General features: G+C 63.4%; 21 protein-coding genes and 1 pseudogene. 13 read left to right on the top strand and 9 right to left on the bottom strand.

Going from position 1 to position 20699, the window contains the following annotated elements:
* Nucleotides 1–6 precede the first annotated feature (6 nt).
* The 5 genes from ACP2YO_RS43540 to ACP2YO_RS43520 all read right to left on the bottom strand — a co-directional run bounded on the left by ACP2YO_RS43540 (nt 7) and on the right by ACP2YO_RS43520 (nt 7469).
* A complete protein-coding gene (locus ACP2YO_RS43540; protein ID WP_426437302.1) occupies nt 7–1353 on the bottom strand; it encodes a c-type cytochrome in 1347 nt (448 codons plus the stop codon).
* Nucleotides 1350–3527: a molybdopterin cofactor-binding domain-containing protein gene (locus ACP2YO_RS43535; RefSeq protein ID WP_426437301.1), complete on the bottom strand. Its 2178-nt coding sequence runs from the start codon at nt 3525–3527 to the stop codon at nt 1350–1352. The genes ACP2YO_RS43540 and ACP2YO_RS43535 overlap by 4 nt, the downstream gene beginning before the upstream one ends.
* Nucleotides 3528–3537: 10 nt before the next feature.
* A complete protein-coding gene (locus tag ACP2YO_RS43530) occupies nt 3538–4002 on the bottom strand; it encodes a (2Fe-2S)-binding protein (RefSeq protein ID WP_426437300.1) in 465 nt (154 codons plus the stop codon).
* Between the two features lie 264 nt (nt 4003–4266).
* Nucleotides 4267–5679, bottom strand: coding sequence for a methyl-accepting chemotaxis protein (locus ACP2YO_RS43525; protein ID WP_426437299.1), 1413 nt, complete (start codon nt 5677–5679; stop codon nt 4267–4269).
* 29 nt (nt 5680–5708) lie between these two features.
* On the bottom strand, nt 5709–7469 hold the full coding sequence (locus ACP2YO_RS43520) for a methyl-accepting chemotaxis protein (RefSeq protein WP_426437298.1): 1761 nt from the start codon (nt 7467–7469) through the stop codon (nt 5709–5711).
* 212 nt (nt 7470–7681) lie between these two features.
* On the opposite strand from ACP2YO_RS43520, the gene ACP2YO_RS43515 reads away from it, so the two are divergent.
* From ACP2YO_RS43515 to ACP2YO_RS43490, 6 genes and pseudogenes are all read left to right on the top strand, one after another.
* On the top strand, nt 7682–8428 hold the full coding sequence (locus tag ACP2YO_RS43515) for a YebC/PmpR family DNA-binding transcriptional regulator (protein ID WP_426437297.1): 747 nt from the start codon (nt 7682–7684) through the stop codon (nt 8426–8428).
* 182 nt (nt 8429–8610) lie between these two features.
* Nucleotides 8611–9138 (top strand): crossover junction endodeoxyribonuclease RuvC, encoded by a 528-nt coding sequence (gene ruvC, locus ACP2YO_RS43510; protein ID WP_426437296.1) that lies wholly within the window; start codon nt 8611–8613, stop codon nt 9136–9138.
* Between the two features lie 307 nt (nt 9139–9445).
* Nucleotides 9446–10063, top strand: coding sequence for a Holliday junction branch migration protein RuvA (gene ruvA, locus ACP2YO_RS43505; protein ID WP_426437295.1), 618 nt, complete (start codon nt 9446–9448; stop codon nt 10061–10063).
* A gap of 181 nt (nt 10064–10244) precedes the next feature.
* Nucleotides 10245–11294: a Holliday junction branch migration DNA helicase RuvB gene (gene ruvB, locus ACP2YO_RS43500; RefSeq protein WP_426437294.1), complete on the top strand. Its 1050-nt coding sequence runs from the start codon at nt 10245–10247 to the stop codon at nt 11292–11294.
* A gap of 172 nt (nt 11295–11466) precedes the next feature.
* Nucleotides 11467–12384, top strand: coding sequence for a metallophosphoesterase (locus ACP2YO_RS43495; protein WP_426437293.1), 918 nt, complete (start codon nt 11467–11469; stop codon nt 12382–12384).
* A 67-nt stretch (nt 12385–12451) separates the two neighbouring features.
* A pseudogene (locus tag ACP2YO_RS43490) lies at nt 12452–12550 on the top strand (acyl-CoA thioester hydrolase); the annotation flags it as partial.
* 118 nt (nt 12551–12668) lie between these two features.
* Here ACP2YO_RS43490 and ACP2YO_RS43485 read toward each other — a convergent pair.
* Nucleotides 12669–13268 carry a TetR/AcrR family transcriptional regulator gene (locus ACP2YO_RS43485; RefSeq protein WP_426437292.1) on the bottom strand — a complete coding sequence of 200 codons (600 nt, stop codon included), beginning with the start codon at nt 13266–13268 and terminating at the stop codon, nt 12669–12671.
* Nucleotides 13269–13437: 169 nt separating this feature from the next.
* Here ACP2YO_RS43485 and ACP2YO_RS43480 point away from each other — a divergent pair, with 169 nt between their 5' ends.
* From ACP2YO_RS43480 to ACP2YO_RS43465, 4 genes are read left to right on the top strand one after another with little or no spacing between them, the layout of a single operon-like run.
* Nucleotides 13438–14079 carry a cysteine hydrolase family protein gene (locus tag ACP2YO_RS43480; protein ID WP_426437291.1) on the top strand — a complete coding sequence of 214 codons (642 nt, stop codon included), beginning with the start codon at nt 13438–13440 and terminating at the stop codon, nt 14077–14079.
* A 10-nt stretch (nt 14080–14089) separates the two neighbouring features.
* Nucleotides 14090–14776 carry an organomercurial lyase gene (merB, locus tag ACP2YO_RS43475; protein WP_426437290.1) on the top strand — a complete coding sequence of 229 codons (687 nt, stop codon included), beginning with the start codon at nt 14090–14092 and terminating at the stop codon, nt 14774–14776.
* Nucleotide 14777: 1 nt separating this feature from the next.
* A complete protein-coding gene (locus tag ACP2YO_RS43470; RefSeq protein ID WP_426437289.1) occupies nt 14778–14993 on the top strand; it encodes a hypothetical protein in 216 nt (71 codons plus the stop codon).
* Entirely contained in the window at nt 14981–15172 is a 192-nt protein-coding gene (locus tag ACP2YO_RS43465; protein WP_426437288.1) for a tautomerase family protein, read from the top strand. The genes ACP2YO_RS43470 and ACP2YO_RS43465 overlap by 13 nt, the downstream gene beginning before the upstream one ends.
* A 221-nt stretch (nt 15173–15393) precedes the next feature.
* On the opposite strand, the gene ACP2YO_RS43460 is transcribed toward ACP2YO_RS43465, so the two are convergent.
* A complete protein-coding gene (locus ACP2YO_RS43460) occupies nt 15394–15675 on the bottom strand; it encodes a LexA family protein (protein WP_283039996.1) in 282 nt (93 codons plus the stop codon).
* A gap of 38 nt (nt 15676–15713) precedes the next feature.
* Between ACP2YO_RS43460 and ACP2YO_RS43455 the strand changes: the two genes are divergently transcribed.
* Both ACP2YO_RS43455 and ACP2YO_RS43450 read left to right on the top strand, forming a co-directional pair.
* Nucleotides 15714–16846, top strand: a protein-coding gene (locus ACP2YO_RS43455; protein ID WP_426437287.1) for an IS630 family transposase whose coding sequence is annotated in 2 segments (ribosomal slippage) — nt 15714–16272 and nt 16272–16846 — 1134 coding nt in all. Because the reading frame shifts where the segments join, the coding sequence is not laid out codon by codon here.
* A gap of 88 nt (nt 16847–16934) precedes the next feature.
* Nucleotides 16935–17174, top strand: a complete 240-nt coding sequence (locus ACP2YO_RS43450) for a hypothetical protein (RefSeq protein ID WP_426437286.1) — start codon at nt 16935–16937, stop codon at nt 17172–17174.
* A gap of 115 nt (nt 17175–17289) precedes the next feature.
* On the opposite strand, the gene groL is transcribed toward ACP2YO_RS43450, so the two are convergent.
* Both groL and ACP2YO_RS43440 read right to left on the bottom strand, forming a co-directional pair.
* On the bottom strand, nt 17290–18933 hold the full coding sequence (gene groL / locus ACP2YO_RS43445) for a chaperonin GroEL (protein WP_426437285.1): 1644 nt from the start codon (nt 18931–18933) through the stop codon (nt 17290–17292).
* Nucleotides 18934–18973: 40 nt separating this feature from the next.
* Nucleotides 18974–19291 carry a co-chaperone GroES gene (locus ACP2YO_RS43440; RefSeq protein WP_426437284.1) on the bottom strand — a complete coding sequence of 106 codons (318 nt, stop codon included), beginning with the start codon at nt 19289–19291 and terminating at the stop codon, nt 18974–18976.
* Nucleotides 19292–19644: 353 nt separating this feature from the next.
* On the opposite strand from ACP2YO_RS43440, the gene ACP2YO_RS43435 reads away from it, so the two are divergent.
* On the top strand, nt 19645–20670 hold the full coding sequence (locus ACP2YO_RS43435; protein WP_426437283.1) for a cytochrome-c peroxidase: 1026 nt from the start codon (nt 19645–19647) through the stop codon (nt 20668–20670).
* The last annotated feature ends 29 nt before the right edge of the window (nt 20671–20699 follow it).

The following is a 20699-nucleotide window of genomic DNA, read 5'->3' as shown; positions in this document are numbered from 1 at the left end:
CCGGAGCTACTGCGCCGTCTGCTCGCGCAACTCCGCCACGTCCTGCGCCGTGAGTTTCGATCCCCTGGTGCCGAACCGCGCGGTCACGTAATTGGCGACCGCTGCGATCTCGTCGTCGGAATAGACGTGGCCGAAGGCCGGCATCGAGAGTGCGCCATCGGGCGTATGCCGCTTGGTACCCGATATCACGATCTGCGCGACGTTGGTTGCGCCGGGATCGTTCACGGCCCACGCGCCGGTCAGGGTCGCCATCGGCGAGACGGCGCTCTCACCGCTCCAGCCGTGGCAGCTGACGCAGGCGCCCTCGAACACCATCTTGCCGCGCGCATCAGCCGTCGGGCCTTCCTTGTGCGAGGCGGAGGCGGGCGGCGCCGTGGTCGCCGGCAAATCGGGTGAGGCGACCGGCGGCACGCTGCGCAGATAGGCCACGACCGCGCGGATGTCTTCGGGTGCGAATTGGCTGAAACTGTGGTCGACGGCCTCGCCCATCGGGCCCGACGCAGTGCCGTGGCCGGTCGCATGCCCGTTCGAGAGATAGGCCGCGAGATCCTCATCGCTCCAATTGCCGAGGCCGGTGGACTTGTCCGACGTGATGTTGAAGGCGCGCCAGCCGGCGGTGAGGGCGCCCGCGAATTTCTTGCGGTTGTTCAGCGCAAACGCCAGGTTTCGCGGCGTGTGGCATTCGCCGCAATGCGCCAGCGCCTCTGCGAGATAGGCACCGCGATTCCATTCGGGCGACTTCGAAATATCCGGCTCGAACCGCGTATCCGGGTTGAACACCGCCGACCAGAACATCATTCCCCAGCGCTGATTGAATGGAAATGCCAGCGTATTGACCGGTGGTTCTGCGCGCACTGGCGGCAGGCTGAACAGATAGGCCTTGATCGCCAATGCATCTGCGTCGGTGATGTAGGTGTAGGACGTGTATGGCATCGCCGGATAAAGCCGCGCGCCGTCGCGGCGGATGCCGGCATGCAAGGCATTCAGGAACTCCTGGTCGCTGTAATTGCCGATCCCGGTTTCCTTGTCCGGCGTGATGTTGGTCGAATAGAGTATGCCGAACGGCAATTTGAACCCGAGGCCGCCGGCATATTCCTTGCCGCCCTGCGCGGTGTGGCAGACCATGCAGTCCGCCGCCTTCGCCAGATATTCGCCGCGTTCGACGAGGCTCGCCTTGGCCAGAGAGGCTGGTACGCCGGTTGGATTGGTGTCCTTGTATTCGGAGAGTTCGACATTCGGGCCGGTCCCGAACGCCATCGGCCCGGGGCCGCGAATGACCCAGACGCCGACAATGAGTGCGACCACCACGATCGCGACGATGCTTCCGAGGATGCGGCGCGTGGCGGAGCTCATGCCTTCTTCTCCGCGGCGATCAGCCTGCGATCAATCGGAAGCCTCCGCAGCGCGACGCCGGTCGCGGCGTAGATGGCGTTGCGCAAAGCGGGCGGACCCGCCGTCACGCCGGTCTCGCCGATGCCTCCGGGCGCCTCGCCGCTCTTGATCAGATGAATGTCGATCTTCGGGGCCTGGTCGATCCGCAGCATGCGATAGTCGTGGAAATTGGACTGCTGCACCCGTCCCTTGTCGATGGTGATTTCGCCATAGAGCGCGGCGGTCAGGCCGAAGATCAGCCCGCCTTCGATCTGCGCCGCGATGGTATCAGGATTGACCGCAATGCCGGTGTCGACCGCCGTTGTGACGCGACGCAGATGCACCTCGCCCTGTTCGTCGATTTCCGCTTCCACCACCGTGGCGAGGTAGCTGCCGAACGATGGCTGCGCACAAACGCCGCGCCCGACGCGCGCGGGAAGGGGCTGGCCCCAGTTTGACTTTTCCACGGCGAGGTTGAGCGCGGCCAACTGGCGCGGGTTCTTGCCAAGCATGTCGCGGCGGAACGTGACCGGGTCCTTGCCGGCCTTGCGCGCGAGTTCGTCCATGAAGCATTCCATGGCGAACACGTTGTTGTTGGGACCGACGCCGCGCCAGAAGCCGGTCGGCACCGCCGGCGGCTCGGCCCTGTTGTATTCGATGTGGATGTTGGGGATGTCGTAGGGAATGTCCACGGCGCCGTCGACGGCGTCGATGTCGACGCCCTTCTGGAACGCCGGTGGCAGCCAGCGCGCGATGATGGCCGCGCCCGTGATGCGATATTTCCAGCCGACGATCTTGCCGCCGGACAGCGTGGCGGCGATTGTGTCGCGATAGACCGGCCGATAAACGTCGTGCTGCATGTCCTCCTCGCGGGTCCACACCACCTTGACCGGTCCGTCGACCTGCTTGGCAATGCGAACCGCCGCGACCACCATGTCGGGCTCGAGCCTGCGGCCGAAACCGCCGCCGATCAGATGCTGGTTCACGGTCACCTTCTCGGCCGGCAGCCCAGCTGCCTTCGCTGCCTCCGACTGCACCCGCGCCATGATTTGCGTGCCGGTCCAGATCTCGCAGGAGTCGCCCTTGAAATGAACGGTGCAGTTCAACGGCTCCATGGTCGCATGCGCGAGAAACGGCAACTCAAAGGCGGCTTCGAGTTTGTCACCGGTCGCAAGCCCCCTGGCGATATCACCGTCGGATTTCGCGACCGCGCCGTCCTTTTCGCTGGCGGCGCGCAGATCTTCCCAGATGTCCTTGGAATTGAGACGCGCATTGGCGCCCTCATTCCAGGTCACGTCGAGTGCTTCGAGGCCCTTTTTTGCCGCCCACATGTGGTCGCCGACCACTGCCACCAGGTCGTCGAGAACGATGACCTGCCGAACGCCCGGAAGTTTTTTCGCCGCGGTGTCGTCGACCTTGCCGATCTTGCCGCCGAACACCGGAGACGACGCCAAGGTCGCGAATTTCATGCCCGGAACCATGGCGTCGATGCCATAGATCGTCGTGCCGTTGACCTTGTCCGGGGTGTCGAAGCGCTTCACGGGCTTGCCGATCAGCACGAAATCCTTCGGGTCCTTGACCGCGACATTCTTCGGCGGTGTTTGCCCATTGGCGTCCCGCGCCAGCGCGCCGTAGCCGAGCCTGCGCCCGCTCTGCGAATGGATCACCTCGCCATACGACGCGACGCATGTCCCGGGTTCGACCTGCCATTGCTTCGCGGCGACCTGAATCAGTATGGCGCGGGCCGTTGCGCCGGCTTCGCGAAGCGGCTTCCAGAACGCGCGCACCGATGTCGAGCCGCCTGTCGCCTGGATCCCGAAAATCGGATTCGCGTACAGTTTTTCGTTGGGCGGCGCGTGCTCCAGGACGATGTTCGAGAAATCCGCGTCGAGCTCTTCGGCCAGGATCATCGCGATTGAGGTATAGATTCCCTGGCCCATCTCGACTTGCGGCATCACAAGCGTGGTCAGGCCGGCGGGATCGATGCGAATGAAGGCGTTGGGCGCGAATTCGCCGTCGGTCGCCTCCGGCGGCTGTGTTGGCTCGTTGGCGGCCCGGACCGGAAGGTAGAAGGCGAGCAGGAAGCCGCTTGCAAGACCGCCGGCGAGCAGCGCGCGGCGGGAAACGGCGTCGGACTGTTTTTCAGCTGATGTCATGACGCCGCTCCTATGACTGGCGCCCGGAGGCGGCCTGCTTGATGGCGGCCCGGATCCGGACATAGGTGCCGCAGCGGCAGATGTTTCCCGCCATGGCGGCGTCGATATCGGAATCATCGGGACTTGGTGTCGATGCGAGCAGCGCCGCAGCCGACATGATCTGGCCCGACTGACAATAGCCGCACTGGATCACCTCGAGATCGAGCCAGGCCTTTTGCACCTTGGCACCGGCAGCCGATGCGCCGATTCCCTCGATCGTGGTGACGGCCTTGTCGTGCAGCGCGCCGACGGGAAGCACGCAGGATCGCACCGGCTTGCCGTCAATGTGCACCGTACACGCGCCGCATTGCGCGATGCCGCAACCGAACTTGGTTCCGGTCATGCCGAGAATGTCGCGCAAGACCCAGAGCAGCGGCATTTCGGCGGGGGCATCGAAGGATTTCGCTTCGCCGTTGATGGTCAACGTTATTGCCATAAGCACCCCCAGGATCGATGGCCGCGGGCAGCGGACACGTTGCCCGCAACACTACCGCGCTGCGATAAGTTGGGAAGCGAAGAGTTCGTCCGCAAGCCCAATTTGCATGATGCCTGATTTGCATGAAGGCTGCTCGATCGAGGCTGCTATCGTTCACGCGATCGTGCGGCATATCAGCTTCAGTTTTAGGCTAATTGAGATGACGGTCGTCATTCAGTGCTCGATTGGCAATTGCCAAGAGCGGGCGCTCGAATTTGTTTGTCCTCAGCTTTGCCGGAAGCCCATCCGGAACGCGCCCCAGTGACGGCCGCGGACGACGATGGGCGATGACAGGTCCTTCATCAGGACAAAGTTGCCGCCACCCATGTCGCGCCGGTAGGTCTGCAGCAGAAACGGTTTTGTATTGGCCGCGACCTTCTTCACCGCGCGGTCGTTGAACAGGCGGCGGTTGCGGCAATTGGCGTTGTTCCAGACCGGGTCCGGCCCCTGCGGCAGGCGATAATTCGGATTGTGGGTCGGCAGATAGCCGCCTTTGGCCCAGGCGACGCAGAACACGATGCGCGGATCGCTTTGCTGGATCGGGTCCTGGATCGCGGGCAGCACGCGATCGGTGAAGGCGGTGTAATCGGTCAGATACTGCTTCGGATCGGTGCCCGCGATCTCGCGATATTTTTCGTCCATCAGCTGCGTGAGGGTGATCTCGCCGCGCCCGATCGCGTCCTCGAACAGCCCGGACATCTGCTTCGCGGTCTCGATCACGACGCGGATCAGCGGCGCGTCGGAAGTCTGCACGCCGCTGTCGGCGATCATCACGATCAGGCTCTCGGAGAGTTCGAGCAGCCTCGCCACCCGTCCGTCGGCCTGCTTCAGTTCCTTCGATGACAGGTCGACGCCGCCGGCGAGATGGCCGAGTTCCGAGATCACGCGGTCGCATTGTTCGAGATTGGTGGTGGCGGCCTTGGCGACGGCATCGATCTCGTGTCCGACCGAGGTAAAGCCGCTCTGCACGCGTGCGATGATGCTCTGGATCTGCGCGGCGCCGTCGCCGGCGTCCTTGGCCCGCACCGTGGCATCGCTGCTCTCGCCGATCAGGCTGGTGACCTGGCCGTCGAGGCCGCGAACCGTATCTCCGATCGACTGGGTCGCCTGCCGGGTCGCCTCGGCGAGATTCTTCACTTCACTTGCGACGACCGCAAAACCGCGTCCGGCGGCGCCGGCCCGCGCCGCCTCGATGGTGGCGTTCAACGCCAGGAGATTGGTCTGCCGCGCGATCGCCTCGATCGATCCGGAGACTTTTGCGACGCTGGCGAGCGCGGTGCCGACTGACGCCAGGCGATGCTCGATGCGGCCGACCGCCTCGATCAGCTCGGCAATGTGCCGGACCGCGGTCTCGACCACGGCGCGCGACTGGGTGATCTCGCCGACCGCGGCCGTGGTTGCCGACAAGACGGCCTGCGAGGCGCCGGCGATGTTGTGGTTGGCCGAAACCATCTGCTCGGCGGTCTTCTGCAGATCGCCGAAGCGCTCCGACTGGCCCAGGACGCGGGCAGCGACGTCCTGGACGTTGCCGGCGACATCGGCGAGTTCGACGCCGAGTCCACCGATCCTGTTGGCGAGTTGATCGACCAGCCGCTCGCTGGTCGAGGTCACCTGCTGTTCGGCTTGCGCAACCGACATCGCTGCATGCGCTCCGTGCGCGGTTTCGATCAAAGCTTGTAGGCGGTCCGGAAACCACCCCAATGCCGTCCCTGCACGCGGATCGGCACGTCGATCTCGCGCATCATCACGGTGTTGCCGTTGCCCATGTCGCGCGCATAGCTCTGGATCAGATAGGCGCGCTGGTTATGGCCGGCGGCAAGGCCTGCGGCGTCATTGAAGATGCGGCGGTTGCGGCTGTTGGCGGTGTTGTAGGCGACGTCGCCCGGCCGCTGCGGATGCGAGTAGATCTTGTTGTGGACCGGCAGATAGCCGTTCTGGTCAGCCGCGGCGCAGAACGCCAGGCGCTTCTCCTTGGCGAGGAACGCCTCCAGGAACGGCGGCAACGCGCGGTCCGCCCAGTCGAGCATCCTGGTGCGGTACTGCACCGGATTGGTTCCGGCGATCTCGACATAATTGGTGTCGAACATATCCTCGATCGCGACCGCGCCGCTCGCGACGCCATTCTCGAAGATCCGGGTCAGCGCGGCGCCGGCTTCCATCGCGCGGGCGACGAATTCGGTGTTCTCCTCGTGGATCGCCCACATCTTGTCTTCGATCGCTTCGCGCAGCGCGGCACTCGGCGCCTCGAACCGCGCCTGGGCGCCGGCCTTGGTGCGTTCACCGATCCTGATCCGGCAGGCGCCGATATCCTGCAGCGTCGCGGTGAGGCTCTCGTGAGCCGGCAACTTGTCGGCGTCCTGACCGGCGATCACGATGCCGTCCATCGCGATCTCGTAGACGGGTGCGGTGATCGTGCGCGTTGCGGTCTTGATCTCGATTTTGAGGCTGCAGGGCAGGCGCTCGTTCTTGCGATGATCGCCGCGCTCGTTCTGGCGCAACAGCACCGCGCAGCGTGACTTGAGCTTCTGGGCGAAGGCGGTCACCGCCTTGCCGGCCTTGGCGACATCGTCGCCATGAACAGCCGCTTCCCTGGTCGCGCTGTCGATCTCGCCGGCGCTGTCGCCGACCGAGACGATGAAGTCCGAGGCGGACGCTGCGTTCTGGCCCATCTCGCCGGTGATCTGGTTCTGCTCGGCGACCGCGCCGTTGACGTTTTCGAACACCGGGCGGATCGCCTCGATCGCCTGCGAGATGCGGTGGACGGCGTCCGCGGACCCGGTGGCGTCCTTCTGCAGGGCATCGATCTTCTTCGTGATCTCCTCGGTCGCGCTCTGGGTCTGCACCGCCAGCGCCTTGACCTCGGTGGCGACCACCGCAAAGCCCTTGCCCGCGGCGCCGGCGCGCGCCGCCTCGATCGTCGAGTTGAGCGCCAGCAGCGTGGTCTGCCGCGCGATCTGCGCAATCAAATTGACGACGTTGCCGATCGCGGCGGAGGATTCGCGCAAGCGGTCGACATTGGCGGTGGCCTCGCGGGCCGCGGCGGCGGCGTCATCGGCCAGTCTGCTGGCGCTGCGAACCTGCTGGCCGATGCCCTCAGCGGAATGGGTGAACCTGCCGGCGGCATTCGAAAACGTCGTCGCGGTGCTCTGCGCAGCGCTTGAGCGGCCGGTCAGGGCGTCGGTGCGCGCGCGGATGGTGGCCAGGGTTGCAGCGGTCGCCTCGGCGCCGTCGGCCACGGAACTGGCGGCGCGCTCGAGCTTGCGGATCATGCCGCCGAGCTCAAGTTCGAGCAGTTCCAGGATTTCCCTGGCCGAATCGCTCTCGGCCGAGGTCGGGGTCTCGGGTGCGACCGCTAGCGCGGGAACCCTTGATTCTATGGCAGGCGCGACCGGCTCCGGTCCTCGCCTTCGAAACAAACCGAACGCCATGGTGACTCTTCGGAGTTGATCTTGGGAATTGAGATGAGACGCGTGATCCTCTCACCCGGTCATGAAGTCAGGGTTAACAGGTGCCTCATATTCCGGCATACGGACCTGTTCCTGTACCGGAAGGCCTCGCTGATCTTTGATTTTGGCCCGCGACGGGCTTATAACGCCGCGTTTTCCACCCCGTTTGACTGACACCTACCAAGAGACTCCGCATGGCCGGCCATTCCCAATTCAAGAACATCATGCACCGCAAGGGCCGGCAGGATGCCCAGAAGTCGAAGCTTTTCGGCAAGTTGGCCCGCGAAATCACCGTAGCGGCCAAGCTCGGCACCCCCGACCCCGCGATGAATGCGCGCCTGCGCGCAGCCGTGGTCGCCGCCCGCGTCGAGAACATGCCCAAGGACAATATCGAGCGGGCAATCAAGAAGGCCGCCGGCAGCGATGGCGAGAATTATGATGAGATCCGCTATGAGGGCTACGGCCCCGGCGGCGTCGCCGTGATCGTCGAGGCACTGACCGATAACCGCAACCGTGCGGCCTCCGACATCCGCTCCTTCTTCACCAAGTCCGGCGGCAATCTCGGCGAAACCGGCTCGGTCGCCTTCATGTTCGACCGCACCGGCGTCATCGAATATGATTCCAGCGTCGCCTCCGACGACGCCATGCTGGATGCCGCGATCGAGGCCGGCGCCGACGACGTCGCCTCCAGCGAAAGTGGCCACGAGGTCTATGCGTCCCAGGAGACCTTTCGTGAGGTTGCCAAGGCCTTGGAGGCGAAGTTCGGCGAAGCGCGCAAGGCGGCGCTGATCTGGAAGCCGCAGAATATCCTCTCAGTCGACGACGAGACCGGCGAAAAGCTGTTGAAGCTGATGGACCTGCTCAACGACCACGACGACGTGCAGAACGTATTCGCCAATTTCGAAGTGTCCGACGCACTGATGGCGAAGTTGGGCGGCTGATCCGCTTGCTCCGCTGTCATCGCCCGGCTCGACCGGGCGACCCAGTAATTCCAGAGGCAGATGGGCTTGAGCCGATAAGCCGTGGCGTACTGGATCCCCGCTTTCGCGGGAATGACGACCGGGGCAGGGGACGACGTTCTGTTTCTGTTTCGCTCGTAGCAGGCAGGCGGTATCACTACCCCATGACATCCCAGCCGATTCGCTCCCCCGTCCGCATCATCGGTATCGATCCGGGCCTCCGCCGCACCGGCTGGGGCGTGATCGAGACCGAGGGCAATCGTCTCGTCTATATCGGATGCGGCTCGGTCGAGCCGCCGGACGACCTGCCGCTGGCGAGCCGCCTGCTCGCGATCCATGAGGGGCTTGCCGCCGTGCTCGGCGACTTCAAGCCGGCGGAAGCTGCGGTGGAAGCGACCTTCGTCAACAAGGACGGTGTCGCCACGCTGAAGCTCGGCCAGGCCCGCGGCGTCGCCATGCTGGCGCCCGCGATGTTCGGCATCTCGGTCGCCGAATATGCGCCGAACCAAGTCAAGAAGACCGTGGTCGGTGCGGGACATGCCGAGAAGGCCCAGATCCAGGTGATGCTGAAGATCCTGCTGCCGAAAGCCGAGCCGCGATCTGCCGACGCCGCCGATGCGCTCGCGATCGCAATCACCCACGCCCATCATCGCCAGAGCACCGCGCTGCGTCTGAGGGTGGCGAGCTTATGAGTGACGCTTGCGAGTTCATGCGAGGTGAGGTGAGCACGCTCGGACGTGAGGAGCGCACGCTGGTCAGGCTCCCTCCCCCCTTGCGGGGTCCGAGGCGAGCGAAGCTCGCTCTCGAGGTTGGGGAGAGGGGTAAGCCCCGGGCTCCGACCAAAGAGATGTTGCAAGCTAGTGCAATCCATCCTGCGCGAGCTGCTCTCGTGTCACATCACGCAGCCGAGCAAGCGGCACCCTTCTCCCTAACCTCGAGAGCGAGCTTCGCTCGCCTCGGACCCCGCAAGGGGGGAGGGAACCCATCGGCCGGTGCCTCATGATCGGCAAGCTCAAGGGCCTGGTCGATTCCTATGGTGAGGATTACGTCATCCTCGATGTCGGCGGCGTCGGCTATCAGGTGCATTGCGCGGGCCGTACGCTGCAGGCATTGCCGTCGCCGGGCGAGGCGGCGGTGCTATCAATCGAGACCTATGTCCGCGAGGACCAGATCAAGCTATTCGGCTTCCGCTCGGATCACGAGCGCGAATGGTTTCGCCTGCTGCAGACCGTGCAGGGCGTCGGCGCCAAGGTCGCGCTCGCGGTGCTCAGCACGTTGCCGCCGACCGATCTCGCCAACGCAATCGCGCTGCGTGACAAGGCAGCTGTCGCGCGCACCCCGGGGGTCGGTCCGAAGGTGGCCGAACGTATCGTGACCGAATTGAAGGACAAGGCGCCGGGTTTTGCCAATGTCGATCCGGCCGTGGTGCATCTGTCCGGGGCGCTCGACAACAACCGCGCGCCGCGCCCCGTGACGGACGCGATCTCCGCGCTGGTCAATCTCGGCTACGGTCAACCGCAGGCGGCGGCCGCGATTGCTGCCGCCTCGCGCAGCGCCGGCGAGAAGGCGGAAACCGCGCAACTGATCCGGCTGGGGTTGAAGGAATTGTCGAAGTGAGTGCCCCGAAATTATGCGCCACTCGGACCGAGCGCCCCGCTGCGCTCCCTCCCCCCTTGCGGGGGAGGGCCGGGGAGAGGGGTAGCCGCGGGCGCTGGCGTTTGTGGCTTACCCCTCTCCCGGCGCTGCGCGCCGACCTCCCCCGCAAGGGGGGAGGTGGCGATCATGTTATGTTGCGTCCATGAACACCCCCTCTCGCATCGTCACCCCCGAACGCCGTACCGATGATGTCGGCGACACCGCGCTGCGCCCGCAGTCGCTGTCGGAGTTCGTCGGCCAGGCGCAGGCGCGCAAGAATCTCTCGATCTTCATCGAAGCCGCAAAGAAGCGCGGCGAGGCGCTGGATCACGTGCTGTTCGTCGGTCCCCCCGGCCTCGGCAAGACCACGCTGGCGCAGATCGTGGCGCGCGAGCTCGGCGTCGGCTTTCGTGCCACCTCCGGGCCCGTGATCGCCAAGGCGGGCGACCTCGCGGCGCTGCTCACCAATCTCGAAGAACGCGATGTGCTGTTCATCGACGAGATCCATCGCTTGAGCCCGGCGGTCGAGGAAGTGCTCTATCCCGCGATGGAGGACTTTCAGCTCGACCTGATCATCGGCGAGGGCCCGGCGGCACGCTCGGTCAAGATCGAGCTGGCGAAATTTACCCTGGTCGGCGCCACGACGCGCGCGGGGCTTCTCACCAACCCGCTGCGCGACCGCTTCGGCATCCCGATCCGGCTGAATTTCTACACCATCGAGGAACTGGAGAAGATCGTCACCCGCGGCGCCCGCGTGCTCACAATCGGCATGACACCCGATGGCGCCAACGAGATCGCGCGCCGCGCCCGCGGCACGCCGCGCATCGCCGGGCGCCTGCTGCGCCGGGTCAGAGATTTTGCCTCCGCGGCGGATGCCGATTCGATCGATCGCGGCATCGCCGATCGCGCGCTCTCCGCGCTCGAGGTCGACAGCGCCGGGCTCGATGCGATGGATCGCCGCTACCTCACCACCATCGCGATGAACTATGGCGGCGGCCCGGTCGGCGTCGAGACGATGGCGGCGGCGCTGTCGGAGCCGCGTGACGCGATCGAGGACATCATCGAGCCCTATCTGATCCAGTGCGGCTACCTGCAGCGCACCCCGCGCGGACGGCTGTTGACCTCGCACGCCTTCCGCCATCTCGGTCTCGCCGAGCCGAACCGCGATCCGGCGCAGTTCGGCCTGTTCGGCGGCGATGGCGACGACGACTAAAACGTGCCGCTCTCGAAGACGTGAGCGAAGACGTGAGAATGCGTGTTGATGCGGCGCACGGCGCCGTCAGCCGGTAACCATTGCGACACCCTGCAGGCCTTCTGCACAAACGCGGCCCAATTCCGCTTCAATCCCGGGGCTAGCTCGATCGGGCATCACCGATCGGGTTTCCATGATTTCGCGTCGCAATTTTCTCCGTTCCGTTGGCGGATTGACCGCCGCCAGTGCGTCGACCGCAGCCTATGGCGTCAGCGAGCCGGTCGTCCGGCTGGCGCTCACGAAGTACGATTTGTCGCCGCGGCAATGGCCGGCGGATTTTCCGCTGAAGATCGCGGCGCTCGCCGACATTCATGCCTGCGATCCCTGGATGTCGCTCGATCGCATCTCGGAGATCGTCGAGCGCACCAATGCGCTGAGTGCCGATATCATCGTTCTGCTCGGCGACTATGTCGCGGGGCTCCGCCACGTCACGCGCTTCATTCCGGCCTCCGAATGGGCCGCGGTGCTTAAGGACCTGAAGGCGCCGCTCGGCGTGCATGCGATCCTCGGCAATCATGACTATTGGGAAGACAAGGCCGTGCAGCGTCTGGGGCAGGGCACGCCGCTGGCCCGCCGTGCGCTGGAGCGGGTCGGCATCCCCGTTTACGAGAACGATGCGGTGCGGCTGACCAAGGACGGCCGTCCGTTCTGGCTCGCCGGCCTCGGCGATCAACTCGCCTATCTGCCGGCGTGGCGGGTTCGGCAGGTTGCCCATGTCGGCGTCGACGATCTCGGCGCGACATTGGCCAAGGTCACCGACGACGCGCCGGTGATCCTGCTCGCGCACGAACCGGACATCGCGCTCCGCGTGCCCTCGCGCGTCGCGTTGCAACTGTCCGGCCACACCCATGGCGGCCAGATCCGCCTGCTCGGCTGGTCGCCGGCCGTGCCCGTGAAACACGGCATGCGGCTCGCCTATGGCCACCTCAAGCTGAAGACCGATGTCATCGTCTCCGGTGGCCTCGGCTGCAGCATCATGCCGTTCCGCCTCGGCGTGCCGCCCGAAATCGTGCAGGTCACGCTGGGCTCCAAGGGGCCAGCGGTGTCCTGACTGCGCTTGCACGGTCAGGCGATTTTGCGCAAAACGGTTGCCAGTTCAGGGCAATCGAGGGCCGCCATTGACCTTACCCCATATCGACGGCGCGATCCGCGACGGACGCCACCATATGCAGGTCCGCGTCTATTACGAGGACACCGATTTTCCCGCGCTTTCATACGACACCGCGCCCCAGGACACGATCATGTACGCTCGCCGACGCGCGAAGCAATGCCGCTTCAACCTGAAGGGAAAGGCGCCGCCCGCAAGGCCAGGTCTCGGCGAGCGGGGCCGGCTAGCTAGATGATGTCGCGCCCCCGGGCGGCCTCAGCCTTCACGGCGCTCTTCACCGAACGAATCCATTCCGCGTCCCCCACCGATTGGGCGAGGAGTCGCGCCCCGATCATCGCCGCGAACAGGACCTTGGCTTCCTGATCGGACGACACACCGTTCGCCGCGCTGGACCTCGCCATGTGATCGAGAAATTGCGAGTACAGGGCTTTCGTACCATGCCTGTAGGATTCGCGTGAGGACTCGTCGGCGGCCTCGGTCGTGACGTGGGGTGCGAAGGCAATCATCGGACAAGCCTGATCGGTCCCTTTCTTCTTCAGATAGTGGTCGACGATGGCGGCCGATCGCAGACTTGGATCGTCGTACTTGCGTTCGGAAACCTGGCGCCAAGTCGTCGAGGATTGATCGAAGGTCAGAGAGAAGACCTCCTCGACCAGGGCGTCCTTCGATTCGAAATGCTTGTAGAAGCCGCCGATCGTCATGTCCGCGGCGCTCATGACCTCGGCTACAGAGACGTTGTCGACGCCGAACTCGCGGAAGAGGCGAGCGGCGCACTCCACGATCTTCTGCCGGTTCTTCTGCGCCTGCTCCTGCGATGAGCGACCCATGGTCGATGTTCCTTTCCCAACTCTATCGAGATTCGTGACCCGTACGTAGGCGCCGGTGGTCGAAGAAACCCTCCGCCTTGCAAACAATCATGACTGGTCGAAATAGATTATATACGTTATCTATTGGTTTGGAAGCCTTAGACGTCTCCGTTCAACGAAGGAACATACTATGACGGCGACCTACGACCCAAAGATCACGGCGCTTCTTTGCATCGATTTCTACAACGATTTCTTGAGCGAAGGCGGCAAACTCTGGCCCTGGGTCAAGGACATGGCGGAGGAGGTCAATCTACTCGACAACCTGCGCACCATCGTGCGGACGGCCCGCGAGGCCGGCATCAAGGTCTATCACGTACCGCATCACCGCTGGGAACCAGGCGATTACGTGAACTGGAAGTATCCGTCGCCCTATCAACTCGGCGCCGGCGAGCGTCAGGCTTTTGCGAAGGGCACATGGGGCGGTACCTTTCACGATGATTTCCAAGTCCAGGAGGGCGACATCGTCGTCACGGAGCATTGGGCGTCGAGCGGCTTTCCGAACACCGACCTCGAGCACCGGCTCAAGCGCTACGGCAAGGAAAAGATCATCTGCGTGGGTCTGCTCGCCAACACGTGCATCGAGGCGACCGCGCGCATCGGAATGGAGCTCGGCTTCCACGTCACGCTCGTGCGCGATGGCACCGCGGCGAGGTCGCCGGAAGCCTATCACGCCGCCCTCAATATCGACGGCCCGACCTATGCGCATGAGATCCTGACGACCGCCGAGTTGGTCAAGGCGATCAAGGCTTCCCCGACTGTCGTTGCGGCGTGAGAGAAGAAGGGTGACTGCCGATATCGAAACTGCAGTCCACTATCGATACGTGGAGCCGCTGCTGGCGACCGGGCGCATTCCGAATTCGGGCGAGGTCGCTGAGCGGCTCGGCGTTGCGGTCGAAGACGTCCGGTGCGCTCTGCGAAGCCTCGCCGGCTCGCACGGCGTCGTCCTGCACACGCATGTCTGCGAGCCATGGGTGATCCATCCATTCTCCGCCTCTCCGACCGCGACGTGGGTCGAGAGTGGCGACCGGGGATGGTGGGCGACATGCATGTGGTGCGCCTGCGGGGTTGCCACGCTCGTCGGCGGCGACAGCACCATTCACACGCGGATCGGCGGCGAGGGCGAGGACGTAGACATCCATGTCGAGAAGGGCAGGGTGCGCGAATCCGATCTGTGGGTCCATTTCGCGGTGCCGCCGCGGAACGCCTGGGCCTGCGTCCACCATTTCTGCGCGACCGTCCTGCCTTTCCGCAGTCCCGACGACGTCCAGACCTGGAGCGACCGCCACGGCATTCCGATGGGGGCCGTGGCGCCGATAGCGCAGGTCATGGATCTCGGAAGGGAGTGGTACGCGCGTCATGCCGATCCGGACTGGCGAAAGTGGACCGTGCGCGAAGCCGGCGAGATCTTCCGCAGAGTCGGTCTCGTCGGCAAATTCTGGGACATTCCCGTAACCGAAGGAGGGTTTTGAAATGCCGGTAGCCAAGATTCATGTTCACGAAGGTGCGTTTGACGATCGCGAGCTTTCCGCGATCGGATTGGCCGTGCAGGCCGCCCTGGCGGAAGTCCTTTCGGTTCCACCCGAGGATTACTTCCGCGTCACATATGTGCCCCCCAAGGGACGGTTCGTGCACACCCCGCCTTCGTCGGCTGCACCTACAGCGAGCGGCTCGTCTTGCTCGAACTGACCTTCATCTCGGGTCGTCCGAAGGAGAAGCGCCTGGCGCTGCTCGCTGCGCTCAACCGGCTGGCCGTGGAGAAGGTCGGCCTGCGGCCGGACGATCTTCTCGTCGTGATCTACGAATTGCCGGGCGAGAGCATCTCCTTCGGCCACGGTCTCGCGCAGCGGGCGCACATCTCGGTCTGAGGGGCTCCGCGCCCGATCCGACTCCAACCGCCCCGCCCGTCGTCATAGCGTGAGCACAGTCCTGGACCTGCCGGATAGCGGCCTTTAAGTAGCCTCCATGGACGCCGCAACCGACGCGCCGCAATCGCGCTATTACCACTCCCAGGGGCTAAGGCTTCATTTCGCCGACTGGGGTAACGTTGAGCGACTTTGATTTGAATATATCCTACACTAGTGGTTCATCACAGTGATTTTGACGTTTTGATACCGAGCCATTCGAGGATCGGCAAGTTTTCGGGTGGCAGGAGAATCTCGATGCTTCGGGGAACGCCGGGCTGACGGCGAATGAAACCGTTTCGTTCGAGGGTGACGATCATTTGGTGGACTGACGGCGGGCTGACGCGGAAATGGCGCTGAATGTCGGCTTCGGCGGGCGGCTGTCCGAACATGTACGAATAGGTATGGATGAAAGCGAGGTAGTGACCCTGCTTCTCGGTTAAGCGCGCGCCTGATTTTTGACTCATGGATCGATTCGTCCCGGCCTCCGACAAGGAGGCAAAGCATGAATGTACGTTATCGGGTCGAATTGAGCCAAGCCGAGCGCGACGAACTGACGGCGATGCTCGGCGGCGGCAAGCACGCCGCCCGCAAGCTCAAGCGGGCGCAGATTTTGCTGGCGGCCGATAGGGGCCGCAGCGACGAGGAGATTGCCCGGACCGTGAGTGTCAGCCTTTCCACCGTCAGCCGGACCAAGCGCCGCTTCGTGGAAGGCAATCTGGAGCGGGCCTTGAGTGAGGAGCCGCGTCCGGGCGCAGAGCGCAAGCTGACCGGAAAGGAGGAGGCCCTGCTGGTGGCGACGGCATGCGCCAAGCCGCCTGCCGGCCGCAAACGCTGGACGCTGACGCTGCTGGCCGACACGATGGTCAAGCTCACCGATCACGACAGCCTGTCGGGCGAGACCGTGCGTCGCCGGCTGGCCGAGAACGACCTCAAACCATGGCGCAGGGACATGTGGTGCATTCCCCATGTCGACGGCGAATACGTCGCCCGCATGGAGGACGTGCTCGATCTCTACGCCGAGACGCCGGATCCCGCCCGGCCGCTGGTCTGCTTCGACGAGACCCCGTCCAGCTGATCGGCGAGGTGCGCCAGCCGGTTCCGGCCCAACCGGGACAGCGCGAGCGCTACGATTACGAGTATCGCCGCAACGGCACCGTCAATCTCTTCGTCACCTTCGATCCGTATCGGGGCTGGCGCAACGTCAAGCTCACCGACCGCCGCGCCGCCGTGGACTACGCCCACTGCATGCGTGAGCTCGTCGACGTCCATTATCCCGACGCCGCCTGCATCCGTGTCGTGCAGGACAATTTGTCGATCCATAAGCCTGGGGCGCTGTATGAGGCCTTCGCGCCCGCCGAGGCCCGACGCATCCTGTGCCGCCTCGAATTCCACTACACCCCGAAGCACGCCAGTTGGCTCAACATGGTTGAGTGCGAGATCAGCGTGCTTCAGCGCCAGTGTCTCGGCCGCCGCATCGACGACCCCAAAAGGCTCCGAAATGAGATCACAGCATGGCAACGGCGGCGAAATAAAACCCGAGCCCGAATCAAATGGATGTTCACAACCGACAAAGCCCGCGCCAAACTCGGCCGCGCCTATCCAGCCACCGCCAAAGAGTCAAAATCACTGTGGTAGACCACTAGGGGAATGCTGACGAGTGGACACTGTCCGACTTTGTCAAACTGTCCCGCAAGTGAGCAAAATGCGCCCATAAGGAAATCGAATGTCAGTTGATAAGGCCAAAGACCCTCCGGCCAAAAAAACGATCGCCGAGAATAAGGCTGTAGAAGCGAAAAAAGATTCCACTAGCAAGATTGAGAACAAGCCAGATTCGTCCTCTAAGACTGAAAGCTCACCGGACGCTCCGGCACGCAACCAAGGTATGGGCGAGGGTCAGAAGGCAGTATCTAAAGCATACAAGGATAACTGGAACGACATTTTTGCGAAAAAGAAAAAGCGATAGCACCTGGTCGTCTACTGCAGGGAGATCGAGTTATTTCCAAACGGTCGAACGCAACGTAAAGGCCCGGCATTGTTGCCGAGCCTTTGTTGTTTTGATCGAGCCTCAAGGCTTGGACTTAGAAGTCCATACCGCCCATGCCGCCGCCACCCGGAGGCATGCCGCCGCCGCCAGCGTTCTTCTTCGGCAGTTCAGCTACCATGGCTTCGGTGGTGATCAGGAGCGCTGCCACAGAAGCCGCGTTTTGAATCGCCGCACGAACCACCTTGGTCGGATCGATGATGCCCTTGGAGATAAGGTTGACGTATTCGCCGGTCTGCGAGTCGAAGCCGTAAGCGTAGGCCTTGTTCTCCAGGATCTTGCCGACGATCACCGAACCGTCTTCACCAGCGTTGATCGCGATCTGGCGCGCGGGAGCCGACAACGCCTTGCGCACGATCTCGACGCCGGTCTTCTGGTCGTCGTTCTTGGTACGCAGGCCCTTGAGCTGCTCGGAGGCACGGAGCAGGGCGACGCCGCCGCCCGGGACGATGCCTTCCTCGACAGCCGCACGGGTCGCATGCATCGCATCATCCACGCGATCCTTGCGCTCCTTCACCTCAACCTCGGTAGCGCCGCCGACGCGGATCACCGCGACGCCGCCTGCGAGCTTGGCGAGACGCTCCTGCAGCTTCTCACGGTCGTAGTCCGAGGTGGTTTCCTCGATCTGCGCCTTGATCTGATTGACGCGTGCTTCGATGTCGGTCTTCTTGCCGGCGCCGCTGACGATCGTGGTATTTTCCTTGTCGATCATCACCTTCTTGGCGCGACCGAGCATGGCGAGCGTTACGTTCTCCATCTTGATGCCGAGATCTTCCGAGATCGCCTGACCGCCGGTCAGAACCGCGATGTCTTGCAGCATCGCTTTGCGGCGATCGCCGAAGCCGGGCGCCTTGACGGCTGCAACCTTCAGGCCGCCGCGCAGGCGGTTGACGACGAGGGTGGCAAGCGCCTCGCCTTCGACGTCTTCTGCGATGATGACCAGCGGCTTGCCGCTCTGCACGACAGCTTCGAGCAGCGGGAGCAGCTCATTCAGCGAGGAGAGCTTCTTCTCGTTGATGAGAACGTAGGCATCTTCCATTTCCACGCGCATCTTGTCGGCGTTAGTGACGAAGTAAGGCGAGATATAGCCGCGGTCGAATTGCATGCCTTCGACGACTTCAAGCTCGGTTTCGAGCGACTTAGCTTCTTCAACAGTGATGACGCCCTCGTTGCCGACCTTTTTCATCGCGTCTGCGAGGAACTTCCCGATTTCGGCGTCGCCGTTGGCGGAAATGGTGCCAACCTGGGCGATTTCCTCGTTCGAGGTGACCTTCTTGGAGTTCTTGACGAGATCCGCGACCACGGCATCCACTGCCAGGTCGATACCGCGCTTCAGATCCATCGGGTTCATCCCGGCGGCAACCGACTTGGCACCCTCCCTAATGATGGCCGCAGCCAGCACGGTCGCGGTGGTGGTGCCGTCGCCGGCAGCGTCGGCCGACTTGGAGGCGACTTCGCGCACCATCTGGGCGCCCATGTTTTCGAACTTGTCCTCAAGCTCGATTTCCTTGGCGACGGTGACGCCGTCCTTGGTGATGCGGGGAGCGCCGAACGACTTTTCGAGCACGACGTTGCGGCCCTTGGGGCCGAGCGTGACTTTTACCGCGTTGTTCAGAATGTCGACGCCGCGCAACATTTTGTCCCGCGCTTCAACGCCGAATTTAACTTCTTTACTAGCCATGCTTGCTTATCCTTGTGAGATCATTTTAGGGAGACGGCGCTTAAGCGGCCTTCTTCTTCGCGGCGGGGATGTCAGTGAGGACACCCATGATGTCGCTTTCCTTCATGATCAACAGGTCTTCATTGTCGATCTTGACCTCGGTGCCGGACCACTTGCCGAACAGCACGCGGTCACCGACCTTGAGGTCGATCGGGATCAGCTTGCCAGCTTCGTCGCGGCCACCCGGGCCAACGGCGGTGATTTCGCCCTGCGAGGGCTTTTCCTTGGCACTGTCCGGAATGATGATGCCGCCAGTAGTCTTCTCTTCGGCGTCGATACGCTTGACCACGACGCGGTCGTGAAGCGGACGGAATTTCATGCGATCCTCCTTGTTTGCGTGTTGTTTTTGGATTGGCAGTCACAATATGCGAGTGCTAATCATGCGTATACGCCCATAAGAACAAGTTACAAGGGGCGGCAAGATTTTAGGTCCTGAGACCTGCGCAATTGTGCCTCTGCAATTTCTCCGGCTAGCATGGTCTTGCTGAAATTGCGGCGAATTATTGTTTCGCCTCGTTGTCTTTGCATCTTCCCGCTATCGATCCTGAAGACGTCGATGAGCGTGACCGAGGCGGACGCCGCGGGTATCCGTAGTTGCCCGCAACCCTTTGTTAAACCTTCCTTGAACATGCTTGGGGCATATACCGGGCAGGATATCGTTCGAGGACCCCGATGAGGATTTGGGTCAGTCTGACCGTGCTCGCGGCATTTTTGCTCGTAGGGTTGCCGCTTGCCTTGAACGCGACGAAAGCGCCCGACGGCCTGGAGACGATCCGCGCCGGCTATCGTCGGTCGGCCGTCATTCCTTTCCCAAGCAGCAACCCTCACTCCGAAGCAAAATCCGCGCTCGGAGCGAGTTTGTTTTTCGATCCGCTGCTTTCGGGATCCAAGACCCGCTCCTGCGCCAGCTGCCACAATCCATCCCTGTCATGGGCTGACGGGCTTCCGCGCGCAATCGGTGAGGATCCGAAGGGCCTGCCGATCCGTGCACCGACGCTAATCGACGTGGCTTTCACCCAGCCGCTTGGGTGGGACGGGAAGTTCAGGGACCTCGAATCCGTAGCATTCGGGCCGATCAAGAATCCGGCGAACATGAATCTTTCCGAGCCGGAATTAATCGCACGTCTCTCGGCAATCCCGGCTTACGTTGATGCGTTCGCCCATGCATTTGGAGAGGGCGCGATCACGCGGCCCAGAATCGAAGCGGCCCTGGCGACCTTCGAGCGCTCTATCGTTGCGGGCGAGGCGCCGTTCGACCGGTGGATCGGGGGAGACGACGCCGCGATCAGCGCGGCGGCAAAGCACGGCTTTCAGCTCTTCAACGGCAAGGCGCGGTGCTCGTCGTGCCACAGCGGACCTTCCTTCTCGGACGGGTCCTTTCAGGACATTGGAACCGCCAAGGACAATGATATTGGGCGTGGTCGATTGTTTCCGACCTCGGCGAAGCTGCGCTACGCATTCAAGACGCCGACATTGCGGGACGTCGCGCGCCGCGGGCCCTACATGCACGACGGATCGGTCGCGACCCTGGAAGATGTCATCGAGCTTTACAACACGGGCGGAATTGACCGTCCGAGCCGATCGCCGCAGATTAAGCCTTTGTCTCTGACCGCGAGCGAGAAGAAGGACCTGATTGCCTTCCTTCAAACCCTCACCGCATCTTCGCCGACTTCCGTTGCACCGAGGTTGCCGCGATAATCGGGCGTACCTGATCGGCTCGCGCTCGG

Source organism: Bradyrhizobium genosp. P (genome assembly GCF_049949265.1).
In the GTDB taxonomy this organism is placed as follows: Bacteria; Pseudomonadota; Alphaproteobacteria; order Rhizobiales; family Xanthobacteraceae; genus Bradyrhizobium.
This window is presented reverse-complemented; position numbering and strand designations above follow the sequence as displayed.

Bases quoted from the DNA above. Each gene is read 5' to 3' on its own strand.
- ACP2YO_RS43540 (WP_426437302.1), bottom strand. From the start codon at position 1,353: ATGAGCTCCGCCACGCGCCGCATCCTCGGAAGCATCGTCGCGATCGTG.
- ACP2YO_RS43535 (WP_426437301.1), bottom strand. From the start codon at position 3,527: ATGACATCAGCTGAAAAACAGTCCGACGCCGTTTCCCGCCGCGCGCTG.
- ACP2YO_RS43530 (WP_426437300.1), bottom strand. From the start codon at position 4,002: ATGGCAATAACGTTGACCATCAACGGCGAAGCGAAATCCTTCGATGCC.
- ACP2YO_RS43525 (WP_426437299.1), bottom strand. From the start codon at position 5,679: ATGTCGGTTGCGCAAGCCGAACAGCAGGTGACCTCGACCAGCGAGCGG.
- ACP2YO_RS43520 (WP_426437298.1), bottom strand. From the start codon at position 7,469: ATGGCGTTCGGTTTGTTTCGAAGGCGAGGACCGGAGCCGGTCGCGCCT.
- ACP2YO_RS43515 (WP_426437297.1), top strand. From the start codon at position 7,682: ATGGCCGGCCATTCCCAATTCAAGAACATCATGCACCGCAAGGGCCGG.
- ruvC (WP_426437296.1), top strand. From the start codon at position 8,611: ATGACATCCCAGCCGATTCGCTCCCCCGTCCGCATCATCGGTATCGAT.
- ruvA (WP_426437295.1), top strand. From the start codon at position 9,446: ATGATCGGCAAGCTCAAGGGCCTGGTCGATTCCTATGGTGAGGATTAC.
- ruvB (WP_426437294.1), top strand. From the start codon at position 10,245: ATGAACACCCCCTCTCGCATCGTCACCCCCGAACGCCGTACCGATGAT.
- ACP2YO_RS43495 (WP_426437293.1), top strand. From the start codon at position 11,467: ATGATTTCGCGTCGCAATTTTCTCCGTTCCGTTGGCGGATTGACCGCC.
- ACP2YO_RS43485 (WP_426437292.1), bottom strand. From the start codon at position 13,268: ATGGGTCGCTCATCGCAGGAGCAGGCGCAGAAGAACCGGCAGAAGATC.
- ACP2YO_RS43480 (WP_426437291.1), top strand. From the start codon at position 13,438: ATGACGGCGACCTACGACCCAAAGATCACGGCGCTTCTTTGCATCGAT.
- ACP2YO_RS43470 (WP_426437289.1), top strand. From the start codon at position 14,778: ATGCCGGTAGCCAAGATTCATGTTCACGAAGGTGCGTTTGACGATCGC.
- ACP2YO_RS43460 (WP_283039996.1), bottom strand. From the start codon at position 15,675: ATGAGTCAAAAATCAGGCGCGCGCTTAACCGAGAAGCAGGGTCACTAC.
- ACP2YO_RS43450 (WP_426437286.1), top strand. From the start codon at position 16,935: ATGTCAGTTGATAAGGCCAAAGACCCTCCGGCCAAAAAAACGATCGCC.
- groL (WP_426437285.1), bottom strand. From the start codon at position 18,933: ATGGCTAGTAAAGAAGTTAAATTCGGCGTTGAAGCGCGGGACAAAATG.
- ACP2YO_RS43440 (WP_426437284.1), bottom strand. From the start codon at position 19,291: ATGAAATTCCGTCCGCTTCACGACCGCGTCGTGGTCAAGCGTATCGAC.
- ACP2YO_RS43435 (WP_426437283.1), top strand. From the start codon at position 19,645: ATGAGGATTTGGGTCAGTCTGACCGTGCTCGCGGCATTTTTGCTCGTA.